General features: G+C 58.5%; 13 protein-coding genes. All 13 read right to left on the bottom strand.

The genetic code is table 11. The features are described 5' to 3' along the window. Nucleotides 1-6 precede the first annotated feature (6 nt). The 13 genes from atpG to yidC all read right to left on the bottom strand — a co-directional run bounded on the left by atpG (nt 7) and on the right by yidC (nt 13,408). Nucleotides 7-867, bottom strand: coding sequence for a F0F1 ATP synthase subunit gamma (atpG, locus tag INQ47_RS05275; RefSeq protein WP_003253195.1), 861 nt, complete (start codon nt 865-867; stop codon nt 7-9). A gap of 48 nt (nt 868-915) precedes the next feature. Beyond that, a complete protein-coding gene (gene atpA / locus INQ47_RS05270; RefSeq protein ID WP_021785310.1) occupies nt 916-2,460 on the bottom strand; it encodes a F0F1 ATP synthase subunit alpha in 1,545 nt (514 codons plus the stop codon). 21 nt (nt 2,461-2,481) lie between these two features. Next, complete coding sequence (locus INQ47_RS05265) at nt 2,482-3,018, bottom strand: F0F1 ATP synthase subunit delta (RefSeq protein ID WP_003253191.1); 537 nt, start codon at nt 3,016-3,018, stop codon at nt 2,482-2,484. Between the two features lie 12 nt (nt 3,019-3,030). Beyond that, nucleotides 3,031-3,501, bottom strand: a complete 471-nt coding sequence (locus INQ47_RS05260; RefSeq protein WP_010955888.1) for a F0F1 ATP synthase subunit B — start codon at nt 3,499-3,501, stop codon at nt 3,031-3,033. Between the two features lie 56 nt (nt 3,502-3,557). Then, nucleotides 3,558-3,815, bottom strand: coding sequence for a F0F1 ATP synthase subunit C (gene atpE, locus INQ47_RS05255; protein WP_003097235.1), 258 nt, complete (start codon nt 3,813-3,815; stop codon nt 3,558-3,560). A gap of 144 nt (nt 3,816-3,959) precedes the next feature. Continuing rightward, on the bottom strand, nt 3,960-4,829 hold the full coding sequence (gene atpB / locus INQ47_RS05250; RefSeq protein ID WP_003253188.1) for a F0F1 ATP synthase subunit A: 870 nt from the start codon (nt 4,827-4,829) through the stop codon (nt 3,960-3,962). Nucleotides 4,830-4,845: 16 nt separating this feature from the next. Continuing rightward, on the bottom strand, nt 4,846-5,253 hold the full coding sequence (locus INQ47_RS05245) for a F0F1 ATP synthase subunit I (RefSeq protein ID WP_252461714.1): 408 nt from the start codon (nt 5,251-5,253) through the stop codon (nt 4,846-4,848). Between the two features lie 149 nt (nt 5,254-5,402). Beyond that, entirely contained in the window at nt 5,403-6,275 is an 873-nt protein-coding gene (locus INQ47_RS05240) for a ParB/RepB/Spo0J family partition protein (protein ID WP_003253185.1), read from the bottom strand. A 9-nt stretch (nt 6,276-6,284) separates the two neighbouring features. Continuing rightward, nucleotides 6,285-7,076, bottom strand: coding sequence for a ParA family protein (locus INQ47_RS05235; RefSeq protein ID WP_003253182.1), 792 nt, complete (start codon nt 7,074-7,076; stop codon nt 6,285-6,287). A gap of 18 nt (nt 7,077-7,094) precedes the next feature. Then, nucleotides 7,095-7,745 carry a 16S rRNA (guanine(527)-N(7))-methyltransferase RsmG gene (gene rsmG, locus INQ47_RS05230; RefSeq protein WP_252461715.1) on the bottom strand — a complete coding sequence of 217 codons (651 nt, stop codon included), beginning with the start codon at nt 7,743-7,745 and terminating at the stop codon, nt 7,095-7,097. Continuing rightward, nucleotides 7,742-9,634 carry a tRNA uridine-5-carboxymethylaminomethyl(34) synthesis enzyme MnmG gene (mnmG, locus tag INQ47_RS05225; RefSeq protein ID WP_404701280.1) on the bottom strand — a complete coding sequence of 631 codons (1,893 nt, stop codon included), beginning with the start codon at nt 9,632-9,634 and terminating at the stop codon, nt 7,742-7,744. The genes rsmG and mnmG overlap by 4 nt, the downstream gene beginning before the upstream one ends. 634 nt (nt 9,635-10,268) lie before the next feature. Next, nucleotides 10,269-11,639 (bottom strand): tRNA uridine-5-carboxymethylaminomethyl(34) synthesis GTPase MnmE, encoded by a 1,371-nt coding sequence (gene mnmE, locus INQ47_RS05220; protein WP_252461717.1) that lies wholly within the window; start codon nt 11,637-11,639, stop codon nt 10,269-10,271. An 86-nt stretch (nt 11,640-11,725) separates the two neighbouring features. Further along, nucleotides 11,726-13,408 (bottom strand): membrane protein insertase YidC, encoded by a 1,683-nt coding sequence (gene yidC / locus INQ47_RS05215; protein WP_404701279.1) that lies wholly within the window; start codon nt 13,406-13,408, stop codon nt 11,726-11,728. Between the last annotated feature and the right edge of the window lies 1 nt (nt 13,409).

Raw genomic sequence — 13,409 nt, 5'->3', positions numbered from 1 at the left:
GAACCGTTAAACCGCGGCAGCGCCGCCGACGATTTCCGAGATCTCCTGGGTGATCGCAGCCTGACGCGCCTTGTTGTAGATCAACTGAAGCTCTTTGATCAAATCACCGGCGTTGTCTGTGGCGTTCTTCATGGCGATCATCCGGGCCGCTTGTTCAGCAGCGTTGTTCTCGACCACCGCCTGGTATACCTGCGACTCCACGTAGCGCACCATCAAGCCGTCCAGCAGCTCTTTTGCGTCGGGTTCGTACAGGTAGTCCCAGTGATGCTTGAGATCCTGATCCGGGGTTGCCACCAACGGTACCAATTGCTCGACCGTCGGCTTCTGGGTCATGGTATTGATGAACTTGTTCGAAACCACCGAGAGGCGATCGATACGGCCGTCCAGGTAGGCGTCCAGCATCACTTTGACGGAGCCGATCAGATCGTTGATCGATGGCTCTTCGCCCAAATGGCTGATCGCTGCTACGACGTTGCCGCCAAAGATGCGGAAGAAAGTCGCACCCTTGCTGCCGATCACGCACAGGTCGATTTCAACGCCCTGTTCGCGGTTTGCGCTCATGTCCTTGACCAGGGCCTTGAACAGGTTGGTGTTCAAGCCACCGCACAGACCACGGTCACTGCTCACCACGATATAACCGGCGCGCTTTACAGGGCGCTCGATCATGAACGGGTGGCGGTATTCCGGGTTGGCGTTGGCCAGATGACCGATCACCTGGCGGATACGTTCCGCGTAAGGACGGCTAGCAGCCATGCGCATTTGTGCCTTGCGCATCTTGCTGACCGCCACTTTCTCCATGGCGCTGGTAATTTTTTGCGTGCTTTTGATGCTCGCAATCTTACTGCGAATCTCTTTTGCGCCTGCCATGTATCACCTATCAGGTTAGCAAGCGGGGGCCTGAGCCCCCGCTGCGGCTTACCAGGTCTGGGTGGCCTTGAACTTCTCGATACCGGCTTTCAGGCCTGCGTCGATTTCGTCGTTGAAGTCACCCTTCACGTTGATCTTCGCCATCAGTTCAGCGTGATCACGGTTGAAGAAGGCGATCAGTGCTTGCTCGAAGCTGCCGATCTTGGAGACCTCTACGTCGGTCAGGAAGCCACGCTCAGCGGCGTACAGCGACAGAGCCATGTCCGCGATGGACATCGGCGCGTACTGCTTCTGCTTCATCAGCTCGGTAACGCGCTGACCATGCTCCAGCTGCTTGCGGGTCGCTTCGTCCAGATCGGACGCGAACTGGGCGAATGCAGCCAGTTCACGGTACTGAGCCAGAGCGGTACGAATACCACCGGACAGCTTCTTGATGATCTTGGTCTGAGCGGCACCACCTACGCGGGATACCGAAACACCGGCGTTAACTGCAGGGCGGATGCCCGAGTTGAACATGGCCGATTCCAGGAAGATCTGACCGTCGGTGATGGAAATCACGTTGGTCGGAACGAACGCAGAAACGTCGCCAGCCTGGGTTTCGATGATCGGCAGAGCGGTCAGGGAACCAGTTTTGCCAGTGACAGCACCGTTGGTGAACTTCTCGACGTACTCTTCCGAAACGCGCGATGCACGCTCCAGCAGACGGGAGTGGAGATAGAACACGTCGCCTGGGTATGCTTCGCGTCCTGGTGGACGGCGCAGCAGCAGGGAGATCTGACGGTAGGCAACGGCCTGCTTGGACAGGTCATCGTAAACGATCAGTGCGTCTTCACCGCGGTCGCGGAAGAACTCGCCCATGGTGCAACCGGCGTATGGCGCCAGGAATTGCAGTGCGGCGGATTCCGAAGCACTGGCAACAACCACGATGGTGTTGGCCAGGGCGCCGTTTTCTTCCAGCTTGCGAACGATGTTGGCAACGGTGGAACGCTTCTGACCGACAGCAACATAAACACAGAAAATACCGGAGTCTTTCTGGTTGATGATGGCGTCGATGGCCATGGCGGTCTTGCCGATCTGACGGTCGCCAATGATCAGCTCACGCTGGCCACGGCCGACAGGGATCATGGCGTCGACGGATTTGTAACCAGTCTGTACAGGCTGGTCTACCGACTTACGCCAGATCACGCCTGGAGCAACTTTCTCGACTGCGTCGGTCTCGGTGTTGCCCAGAGGACCTTTGCCATCGATAGGGTTGCCCAGTGCGTCGACGACGCGACCCAGCAGTTCCTTACCAACCGGAACTTCCAGGATGCGGCCGGTGCACTTGGCGCTCATGCCTTCGGCGAGGGTGTCGTATGCACCCAGGATCACTGCACCTACGGAGTCTTGCTCCAGGTTCAGGGCCATGCCGTAGACGCCGCCAGGGAACTCGATCATTTCGCCGTACATGACGTCGGCCAGACCGTGGATCCGCACGATACCGTCGGATACCGAAACAACGGTACCTTCGTTACGGGCTTGGGAGCTCACATCGAGGTTATCGATGCGGCCCTTGATGATTTCACTAATTTCGGAAGGATTGAGTTGCTGCATTGCTCTGCTGCCCCTTCAAACTCAAGATTTCAATGCTTCGGCCAGTTTCGCGATTTTGCCGCGAACAGAGCCATCGATTACCAGGTCACCGGCGCGGATGACGACGCCGCCAATCAGGCTGGCATCCTCCGACGCGTGCAGGCGCACTTCCTGGCCTAACCGTGCACTGAGAACCTTGGCGAGTTTGTCTTGCTGTTCTTGGTTCAACGCGAAGGCACTGGTGACTTCCACGTCCACGGATTTCTCTTGCTCGGCCTTGTACAGGTCGAACAGGGCGGCAATCTCCGGCAGAAGCAGGAGACGGTCGTTTTCCGCGGCAACATGAATGAAATTCTGTGCCTGTGCATTGAACTTGTCACCGCACACGTCAATGAACGTGGCGGCCTTTTCTGCGCTCGTCAGTCGCGGGGCCTTGAGCAGGCGCTGCATGGTGTCGTCTTGCGACACCGCAGCAGCCAGGCCGAGCATGGCTGACCAATTGGCCAGTTGCTGATGGGCCTGGGCATGCTCAAAGGCAGCCTTAGCGTAAGGTCGGGCCAACGTGGTCAGTTCTGCCATGATCGCCCTCGCTTAAATTTCAGCGGCCAGTTTGTTAACCAGCTCCGCATGCGCGTTTTGATCGATTGTGGCGCCAAGGATCTTTTCAGCACCACCAACGGCCAGAGCACCCACTTGGGCACGCAGGGCGTCTTTAGCGCTGTTCAGTTCCTGTTCGATCTCGGCCAGAGCCTGAGCCTTCACACGGTCAGCTTCGACGCGGGCCTGTTCACGGGCTTCGTCGACAAGCTGAGCAGCGCGTTTCTTGCTTTGCTCGATGATTTCGGCTGCCTGTGCTTTAGCTTCACGCAGTTGCTGACCCGCTTTCTCTTGGGCCAGCTCCAGGTCGCGAGCTGCGCGGTTGGCAGCGTCCAAGCCGTCGGCAATCTTCTTTTGGCGCTCTTGCAGGGCAGTGATGACCGGTGGCCATACATACTTCATGCAGAAGAGTACAAAAATCAGGAAAGCAACGGATTGGCCAATCAGGGTTGCATTAATGTTCACGCCAACACCTCGCTCGGTCTTAATTCATACAGCCATCAACTCGTGGTGACGAGTGATTAGCCGGCGATCTGACCAACGAACGGATTCGCGAAGGTGAAGAACAGAGCGATACCAACACCGATCATGGTTACGGCGTCGAGCAGACCGGCAACGATGAACATTTTGACCTGCAGCATCGGAACCATTTCTGGCTGACGAGCAGCGCCTTCCAGGAATTTGCCACCCAGCAGGCCGAAACCAATGGCGGTACCCAGAGCACCCAGGCCGATCAGCAGAGCAACAGCGATAGCGGTCAGACCAACTACAGTTTCCATCTTTCCTCCCGACTTTTACGTCGTATTGGTTAGGTTTTTAGTTTGAAGCGGTAAAACAAATCGTTTGGTACAGCATGCCCTTGCGGACTTTTTAAGCCCTCCCCCCGTACAGGCAGGGAAGGCTATCAGACACGCCAGGCGGTCTTAATGGTTATCTTCGTGAGCCATCGACAGGTAGACGATGGTCAGCATCATGAAGATGAAAGCTTGCAGAGTGATGATCAGGATGTGGAACACAGCCCACGCCCATTGCAGCACCACACCCAGGCCGCTGAGCCACAGCAGGCCGGAGCCGAACATTACAGCGATCAGGATGAACACCAGCTCGCCAGCATACATGTTGCCGAACAGACGCAGTGCCAACGAGATCGGCTTGGCGATCAGGGTGACGAATTCCAGCAGGAAGTTGACAGGAATCAGCAGGATCTGCACGAAGATATTCTTGCTGCCAAACGGGTGCAGGGTCAGCTCACCGATGAAGCCGCCCAGGCCCTTGACCTTGATGCTGTAGAAGATGATCAGGGCGAAGACGCAGAAGGCCATTGCCAGGGTCGCGTTCGGGTCGGTGGTCGACACGGCGCGGAACGGAATGTGCGGGTCACCGGAAATCAGGATGGCCAGCTGAGGAATCCAGTCGACCGGTACCAGGTCGACGGCGTTCATCAGGAATACCCAGACGAAAATGGTCAGCGCCAGCGGTGCGATTACCGGGCTACGGCCGTGGAAGGAGTCCTTCACGCTGCCGTTGACGAAGTCGACCATCACTTCAACGAAGTTCTGCAGACCGCCAGGTTGGCCGGAAGTCGCCTTCTTGGCCGCCATGCGGAAGATCAACAGGAAGATCAGACCCAGTGCGACGGACCAACCCAGGGTGTCCAGGTGGAACGCCCAGAAGCCCATTGCCTTGGCTTCTGCAGCCGAATGGGCGAAGCCCCAGCTGCCGTCTGGTAGTTGACCGTAGGTCAGGTTCTGCAAGTGGTGCTGGATATAGCCCGAAGCGGTTTCTGCTGCCATGGTTGCCTCAAACGCCCTAAGGTCTCGAAAGTCTTTTATTCATCAGCAGGGGCGCGAACCAGCTGACCAAAAGGGTCAACACGAAGACGCCGAATACTGCTAGCGGCGCCAGTGGCTTCACTCCTGCAAAGGTCAGTGCAAAAAGCACTGCCGTCAAAATCATCTTGCCTGCCTCGCCAGCGTAAAACGACTTGACGATAGCTTGTGCCGCCCGAGCCCCGCTGAAGCGAAAAGCCTTCCAGGCGAAATACATATTGGGCAGCCAGGCAATCAAACCTCCGCAAAGGCCTGAATATCCACTGACCGACCCTTTCCACTGCCACAACACCAAGGTTGCCAGCAGCAGTACGACAAATTGAGCCAGCAGTACCGGAAAAACCGCCCAGCGATGGAAAGGCAGGCGGTTTGGCGTGCGTATTTCCATCACAACTGCTCCTCGGAAGTCGACCAACAAGTCAGCTATGACTTGGCATAATTTGTGCCGACAAAATGCGCGCAGAGTATAGGGGTGGATTAACCCCTATTCAACTCTTCGGTAGTGATTTCCGACTTCGCGCTACAACAGGAATTGTTTCAGCGGATGTGAGCGAGCACGCCTTGCAACTCATCAAGCGAGTTGTAGCGGATAACCAACTGGCCTTTGCCCTTGTTGCCATGACGGATCTGGACGGCCGAGCCCAGGCGCTCTGCGAGCCGCTGTTCAAGGCGTGCGATATCCGGATCAGGTTTGCTCGGTTCGACCGGATCAGGCTTGTCGCTGAGCCACTGACGGACCAGTGCCTCGGTTTGGCGCACGGTGAGGCCGCGTGCGACAACATGACGCGCCCCCTCCTCCTGACGATTTTCATCCAGGCCGAGCAATGCACGGGCGTGCCCCATCTCCAGATCACCGTGGGCGAGCATGGTCTTGATCGCATCGGGCAAGGTAATGAGGCGCAGCAGGTTGGCCACAGTCACCCGCGATTTGCCCACAGCGTCAGCCACCTGCTGCTGGGTGAGCTCGAATTCCTGTTGCAGCCGCTGCAGCGCCATGGCCTCTTCCAGTGGGTTGAGGTCTTCGCGCTGGATGTTCTCGATCAATGCCATGGCGATGGCGGCTTCGTCGGGCACTTCGCGGACCATGGCCGGGATCGTGTCCAGGCCGGCCTGCTGGGTAGCGCGCCAACGGCGCTCACCGGCGATGATCTCGTATCGGTTGTCGCCAATCGGGCGCACCACGATCGGTTGCATCACACCATGGTTGCGAATCGAGTGCGCAAGCTCTTCCAGCGCCTCCGGGTCCATGTCCCGGCGAGGCTGATACTTGCCACGCTGGACCAGCTCGACCGGCAGGTGTTGCAGTTCTTTCTGGTCGATCTTCACAGCCTGCTCCTCGAGCGCGCTGACGGAAGGACCACTGAGCAGTGCATCCAACCCACGTCCGAGACCCCGTTTCTTGACGGCCATACGGATTCCTTAAGTTGTTTGTGCAGTGCGTGATGGACGGCGTTGACGGCGTACCAGTTCCCCTGCCAGGGCCAGGTAAGCCAGCGCGCCCCGTGATTGCTTGTCGTAAGCAAGGGCTGGCATGCCGAAGCTGGGGGCCTCGGCCAAGCGAATGTTGCGCGGAATGACTGTGTCGTACAGCTGAGGGCCAAAGTGCTCCTTCAACTGCGCCGAAACATCGTTGTTCAGGCTCAGACGCGGATCGTACATGGTCCGCAGCAGGCCCTCGATCTTCAACTCCGGGTTCAACCGGGCGGCGATGCGCTTGATGTTATCCACAAGGTCGCTGAGACCTTCCAGCGCGTAGTACTCACACTGCATGGGGATAATTACGCCATCGGAAGCGACCAGCGCATTGAGCGTGAGCATCGACAGCGACGGTGGGCAGTCGATGAGGATGTAGTCGTAGTTATCGCGGATGGGCGCCAGCGCGTTGCGCAGACGGCTCTCCTTGACCTGCATTTCCAGCAGCACCACCTCAGCGGCGGTCAGGTCACGGTTGGCCGGCAGCAACTGGAAGCCTCCGTGCTCGGAGTAGTGCATAGCCTGGGCCAAGTCGCACTCCCCGATCAGCAGGTCGTAGACCGAGTGCTCGAGCTCGTGCTTGTCCACACCGCTGCCCATGGTGGCGTTGCCCTGCGGATCGAGGTCGATCAGCAGGACACGACGCTTGGTCGCAGCCAGCGAGGCGGCGAGATTGATACAGGTGGTTGTCTTGCCCACACCACCTTTCTGGTTCGCGATTGCGAATACCTTAGCCATTGTTGCGAGTGTTCCCAGTCATGCCTTGCGGCGCAGTATCAGCAGATGGCGCTGGCCCTGGCAACCCGGAACGGTCAGGGCCTGTTCGCTTTCCACTGTGAAGTCTGCGGGCAATGCTACCAGTTCATCGGCAGGATGCAGCCCCTTCATTGCAAGCCATTGCGTCCCGGTGTCGCCCAAGTGGCGGGTCCAATTGGTGAAGTTCTCCATGCTGCTGAAGGCGCGGGAGATGATTCCGTCGAACGGTTGTGGCGGCTGGAAGGCCTCGACCCGGCTGTGGATAACCGTGAGGTTGTCCAGCTTGAGTTCCATTTTCACCTGTGTCAGGAAACGGGTCTTCTTGCCATTGGCGTCCAGCACGGTCACCCGCTTGTGCGGATGCAAAATTGCCAACGGGATCCCCGGCATCCCTCCACCGCTGCCGACGTCCAGCCAACTGTCACGTTCGCTGTGGATAAACGACATGACACTGAGGCTATCCAGGAGATGGCGTGAAACCATCTCGTCCGGGTCACGCACGGCAGTCAGGTTGTACGCTTTGTTCCATTTGATCAGCAGGGCCAGATAGCCGAGCAGCTTTTCGTGATGCTCGGCGCTCAGCTCGACTCCGAGTTTGCACGCACCTGTGGACAACTCTTCAGCGTGTTGCGGGGTGACCAGGGAACTCAAGCGCTTTGCTCCAATTCGCGGCCAGCGCCGCGTTTTTTCAAGTGTATCAACAACAGGGAAATCGCCGCCGGGGTCACGCCAGGGATGCGCGAAGCCTGCCCCAAGGTTTCCGGACGGGTCTGGCCCAGCTTGCCCTGGATCTCCTTGGACAGGCCGGAGATCGTCGAATAGTCGATATCCACAGGCAGCCGGGTGTCTTCGCTGGCGCGCAGACGGGCGATTTCATCCTGCTGGCGGTCGATATAACCCGCGTACTTGGTGCGGATCTCGACCTGCTCGGCGACCTGTTGATCGATCGCTTCACCACCGGTCGCCTCAATCAGGCCGGCGTAATCGATTTCCGGCCGCGCCAGCAGGTTGAGCAGGCTGTATTCGTGGCTAAGCGGGGTACCAAACTTATCCACAATAGCTTGGCCTTGCTCGGTGTTCGGCCGCACCCAGGTCGACTTCAGGCGCTGCTCCTCACGCTCGATACCGTCGCGCTTGGCGCAGAACGCGGCCCAGCGCTGGTCGTCGATCAGGCCCAGTTCACGGCCCTTTTCGGTCAGGCGCAGGTCGGCGTTGTCTTCGCGCAGGATCAAGCGGTACTCGGCGCGCGAAGTGAACATGCGGTACGGCTCCTGAGTACCCAAGGTGATCAGGTCGTCGACCAGTACACCGATGTACGCTTCATCGCGGCGCGGGCACCAGCTGTCGCGACCTTGCGCACGCAGTGCAGCGTTGGTCCCGGCCAGCAGACCTTGGGCACCGGCTTCTTCGTATCCGGTAGTGCCATTGATCTGCCCGGCGAAGAACAGGCCGTCGATGACTTTGGTCTCGAGGCTGTACTTGAGGTCACGGGGATCGAAGTAGTCGTACTCGATGGCATAGCCCGGGCGCACGATGTGGGCGTTTTCCATGCCGCGGATCGAACGGACCAGCTCCAGCTGCACGTCGAACGGCAGCGAAGTGGAAATACCGTTGGGATACAACTCATGGGTGTTCAAGCCTTCCGGCTCAATGAACACCTGGTGGCTTTCCTTGTCGGCGAAGCGGTGGATCTTGTCTTCGATCGACGGACAGTAGCGCGGACCGACACCTTCGATCACGCCCGAGTACATCGGTGAACGGTCGAGGTTCGAGGCAATGATCTCGTGGGTGCGCGCATTGGTGTGGGTAATCCAGCAACTCACCTGACGCGGGTGCATTTCGGCATTGCCCATGAACGACATCACCGGGATCGGCGTATCGCCTGGCTGTTCGGTCATTACCGAGAAATCCACCGAGCGGCCGTCAATGCGTGGCGGGGTACCGGTTTTCAGGCGGCCGACGCGCAGCGGCAGTTCACGCATGCGGTGGGCCAGGGCAATCGAAGGTGGATCACCGGCGCGACCACCGGAATGGTTTTGCAGACCAATGTGGATAAGGCCGCCGAGGAAGGTACCGGTAGTCAGCACCACCGATTCGGCAAAGAAACGCAGGCCCATCTGGGTCACCACGCCTTTGACCTGGCCCTGCTCGACGATCAGGTCGTCGCAGGACTGCTGGAATATCCACAGGTTTGGCTGGTTTTCCAGGATTTCACGTACCACTGCCTTGTAGATGGCGCGGTCGGCTTGCGCACGGGTGGCACGTACGGCCGGGCCCTTGCGGTTATTCAGAACGCGGAACTGGATGCCGCTCTTGTCGGTGGCCAGCGCCATGGCGCCGCCGAGCGCATCGATCTCTTTGACCAGATGGCTTTTGCCAATACCGCCGATGGCGGGGTTGCAGCTCATGTGACCGAGGGTTTCCACGTTATGGGTCAGCAGCAGGGTTTTCACACCCATGCGAGCAGACGCAAGCGCAGCCTCGGTACCGGCATGGCCGCCGCCGATGACGATCACGTCAAAACGGGAAGGGAAATCCACCACGCACCTCGTGCCTGTTTTTTGCGAATAGAGAAGGTAAGCGGACAAGTATAGGGACTTCACCCCCAGTAAAGAAACCGTCTGAGCAAATTTTGACCAGTCTGTGGATGAGTGGCAAACAACAGAAATCAGAGAGAAGAAATTTAAAAAGCTTTGTTTTTATGTTTATTCTTATGCACAGCGATATCTGTGGATAAAGCCTCCTATCCCACGAATGCCGCTATGTAGAGAGAAATTAAACCCTGTGTCTGGAGTGGCATGAGGGCTATGGATAACGCCATTTAGCCTGTGGATTAAATGGCTATTTACCCACAGGCGGTTTTTTCCTCAGAAAAAAAGCCCGCTTATCAACTGAGCTGAAGGCGACTTTTCCACAGGGCTCCTGAGCACAGTTTTCAAGCCGGGCATGAAAAATTCATCGCGCTGGCGGGCAGACATGATCAGGTTGAAGTGGTCGAGCCCGCGAAAGGATGGGGACATCCGCAGAGATCTGGTGCTTGTAAGGGCTTCTTCGCGGGCCCGCCCGCCCACATGGGTGCTTGGGTCATCGGCCTGCATTCAGCTTCTGCAACGAATTTCAGGCAAAAAAAAGCCGCTCCCTAAGGAGCGGCGCTTGACCTTGCCAGGCTGTGGATTACTTGCCGATGCAGAAACTGGAGAAAATCCGCCCAAGCAGGTCATCCGAGCTGAATGCTCCTGTGATTTCCCCCAGCGCATGCTGTGCCTGGCGTAAGTCCTCAGCCAGAAGCTCTCCTGCGCCCGCCAAGGTCAATTGAGCACGGCCGTGCTCCAGGTGCTCGCTGGCCTGGCGCAAGGCATCCAGATGGCGCCGACGGGCGCTGAAGCCACTCTCTGCAGTCTGCTCGTAACCCATACAGCCCTTCAGATGGTCGCGGAGCAGTTGCAGCCCTGTGTCGTCGCCCTTGGCGCTCAGGGTAATGGTCACATGGCCGTCATCGCACTGTTCCAGCGCGACCTGCTCACCACTCAGGTCGGCCTTGTTGCGAATCAGCGTGACTTTGGCCGGATCCGGCCGCTGAGCGAGAAACTCAGGCCACAGAGCGAACGGGTCGCTGGCCTCGGGCGCAGTGGAGTCGACCACGAGCAGAACGCGGTCTGCCTCGCCAATTGCCTTCAGGGCGCGTTCCACACCGATCTTTTCCACATGGTCATCTGTATCGCGCAAGCCAGCAGTATCAACAACGTGCAGCGGCATGCCGTCGATGTGGATATGTTCGCGCAGGATATCCCGCGTGGTGCCGGCGATGTCCGTGACGATGGCTGCTTCCCGTCCGGCCAGCTGGTTCAGCAAGCTTGATTTACCGGCATTCGGCCGGCCGGCAATGACTACCGTCATACCGTCACGCAGCAAGGCGCCCTGCCCGGCCTCGCGCTGCACAGTGGATAACTCGCTGCGCACAGCATCAAGCATCGACAGCACGTGGCCATCGGCAAGGAAGTCGATCTCTTCCTCAGGAAAGTCGATCGCCGCCTCGACGTAAATACGCAGGGCAATCAACGCCTCAGTGAGGCTGTGCACACGCCTGGAGAATTCCCCTTGCAGCGAGCGCAGAGCGTTGCGCGCTGCCTGGCTGGAACTCGCCTCGATCAGGTCGGCGATGGCTTCGGCCTGAGCCAGGTCGAGCTTGTCGTTGAGGAAGGCGCGCTCGCTGAATTCGCCCGGGCGGGCCAGACGACAGCCGACTTGTACACAGCGCTGCAGCAGCATGTCCAGCACCACAGGACCGCCGTGACCCTGCAGTTCAAGCACGTCCTCGCCAGTGAACGAATTAGGCCCAGGAAAGAACAACGCAATCCCTTCGTCCAGCACCAGCCCCTCATCGTCGCGGAATGGGCCGTAATGGGCATGCCGCGGGGTCAGGGTGCGGCCGGTGATCAACAGGCCGGCCTTCGCAGCCAGAGGGCCGGACAACCTGACAATACCCACACCACCACGGCCCTGGGCCGTGGCGATGGCGGCGATGGTTTCACGCACAGTGTTCATGCTCGAAAGCCTCTACGACAAAACGACAGATAGCAAAAACGCCCCACTAGGGGGCGTTTTTATTCACAGGCTAGCGTATTAGCCCGTCAAGCAGCAGCTTTTTTGGTAGCTGCTTCGATACGGCGAGTGATGTACCACTGCTGCGAAATCGACAGGCAGTTGTTCACAACCCAGTACAGCACCAGACCGGCAGGGAACCACAGGAAGAAGAAGGTGAAGATGATTGGCATCATTTTCATCACCTTGGCCTGCATTGGATCCGGCGGTGTTGGGTTCAGGCGCTGCTGGATGAACATGGTGGCGCCCATGATGATCGGCAGGATGAAGAACGGATCCTTGATCGACAGGTCGGTAATCCACAGTATCCATGGGGCCTGGCGCATTTCCACGCTTTCCAGCAATACCCAGTACAGGGCCAGGAATACCGGCATCTGCACCAGGATCGGCAGGCAGCCGCCCAGTGGGTTGATCTTCTCTTTCTTGTACAGCTCCATCATCGCCTGGGACATCTTCTGGCGATCGTCACCGAAGCGTTCCTTGAGTGCGGCGAGCTTAGGTGCAACGGCACGCATACGCGCCATGGAGCGATAGCTGGCAGCCGACAGCGGGAAGAACAGGCCTTTGATCAACATGGTCAGCACGATGATCGACCAGCCCCAGTTACCCAGCAGGCTGTGGATATGTTGCAGCAGCCAGAAGATCGGCTGGGCGATAAACCACAGGAAGCCGTAGTCGACGGTCAATTCCAGACCTGGGGACAACTCTTTCAGCTTGGACTGGATCTTCGGACCAGCGTACAGCATGGCGCTGGTTTCGGCCTTGCCGCCAGCCGGTACGCTGATAACCGGGCCGGTGTAGCCGATGATGTAGTTGCCTTGGCTATCCTTGCGGGTCTGGACAACGTTGTTGTCCGACTTGGCTGGAATCCAGGCGGTCACGAAGTAGTGCTGCAGCCAGGCAACCCAGCCGCCGGACACATTTTCTTTCAAACTACCTTTGTCGATGTCCTTCATCGAGACCTTTTTGTAAGGCTCGGAAGCTGTCCACAGGGCGGCACCCAGGTAGGTAGCGGTACCGGTGGCAGTACTGGAGGACGGATCGCCGCTGGCATCACGCTTGAGCTGGGCAAACATGTTGCCGCTCCACGCCTGGCTGCTCTGGTTGTCGATCAGATAGCTGACATTCAGGTCGTACTCACCGCGCTTGAAGCTGAAACGCTTGATGTAGTTGACGCCGTTGTCACTGAACTTCAGATCTACCACCAGTTGTTCCTGGCCGTCGGCCAGCTGGTAGCTCTTCTGTTCGGCGGCATACAGGGGACGGCCACTGGCGCGGGCATCCGGACCGTCGGTGCCGGTCAGACCGCTTTGTGCCAGGTAAACACGCTCACCACCGTTGTCGAACAACTGGAATGGAATGTTCGGGTGGTCTTGACGGCGTGGGTACTTCGGCAGGTTCAGCTGAACGATGTCACCACCGACCGGATCGATAGCCAGTTCCAGAACGTCGGTCTTGACTCGGATCAGGTCCTTGCTGAGTGCGACCGGTGCCAGTTCGGCAGGGCTCGATTCGGCGTTGGCGCTCGGTACATCGGCGCTGGCACCGTTGTTACCGGCCGGCACGCCATCGGGCAAGCCCGGAGCAACAGTGCTGGCAGCAGTATTCTGAGTCGGCAGGGCAGCCTGGCCGTAGTCATCGTTCCACTTCAGGACCATGACGTAGGACACGACTGCCAGCGCGGCGATCAGGATCGTGCGTTTAATATCCATG

Source organism: Pseudomonas sp. 3HC3, assembly GCF_044904505.1.
GTDB lineage: Bacteria > Pseudomonadota > Gammaproteobacteria > Pseudomonadales > Pseudomonadaceae > Aquipseudomonas > Aquipseudomonas putida_Y.
This window is presented reverse-complemented; position numbering and strand designations above follow the sequence as displayed.

Coding starts and splice junctions, on each gene's coding strand:
- atpG (WP_003253195.1), bottom strand. CDS start 867: ATGGCAGGCGCAAAAGAGATTCGCAGTAAGATTGCGAGCATCAAAAGC.
- atpA (WP_021785310.1), bottom strand. CDS start 2,460: ATGCAGCAACTCAATCCTTCCGAAATTAGTGAAATCATCAAGGGCCGC.
- INQ47_RS05265 (WP_003253191.1), bottom strand. CDS start 3,018: ATGGCAGAACTGACCACGTTGGCCCGACCTTACGCTAAGGCTGCCTTT.
- atpE (WP_003097235.1), bottom strand. CDS start 3,815: ATGGAAACTGTAGTTGGTCTGACCGCTATCGCTGTTGCTCTGCTGATC.
- atpB (WP_003253188.1), bottom strand. CDS start 4,829: ATGGCAGCAGAAACCGCTTCGGGCTATATCCAGCACCACTTGCAGAAC.
- INQ47_RS05245 (WP_252461714.1), bottom strand. CDS start 5,253: ATGGAAATACGCACGCCAAACCGCCTGCCTTTCCATCGCTGGGCGGTT.
- INQ47_RS05240 (WP_003253185.1), bottom strand. CDS start 6,275: ATGGCCGTCAAGAAACGGGGTCTCGGACGTGGGTTGGATGCACTGCTC.
- INQ47_RS05235 (WP_003253182.1), bottom strand. CDS start 7,076: ATGGCTAAGGTATTCGCAATCGCGAACCAGAAAGGTGGTGTGGGCAAG.
- mnmE (WP_252461717.1), bottom strand. CDS start 11,639: ATGAACACTGTGCGTGAAACCATCGCCGCCATCGCCACGGCCCAGGGC.
- yidC (WP_404701279.1), bottom strand. CDS start 13,408: ATGGATATTAAACGCACGATCCTGATCGCCGCGCTGGCAGTCGTGTCC.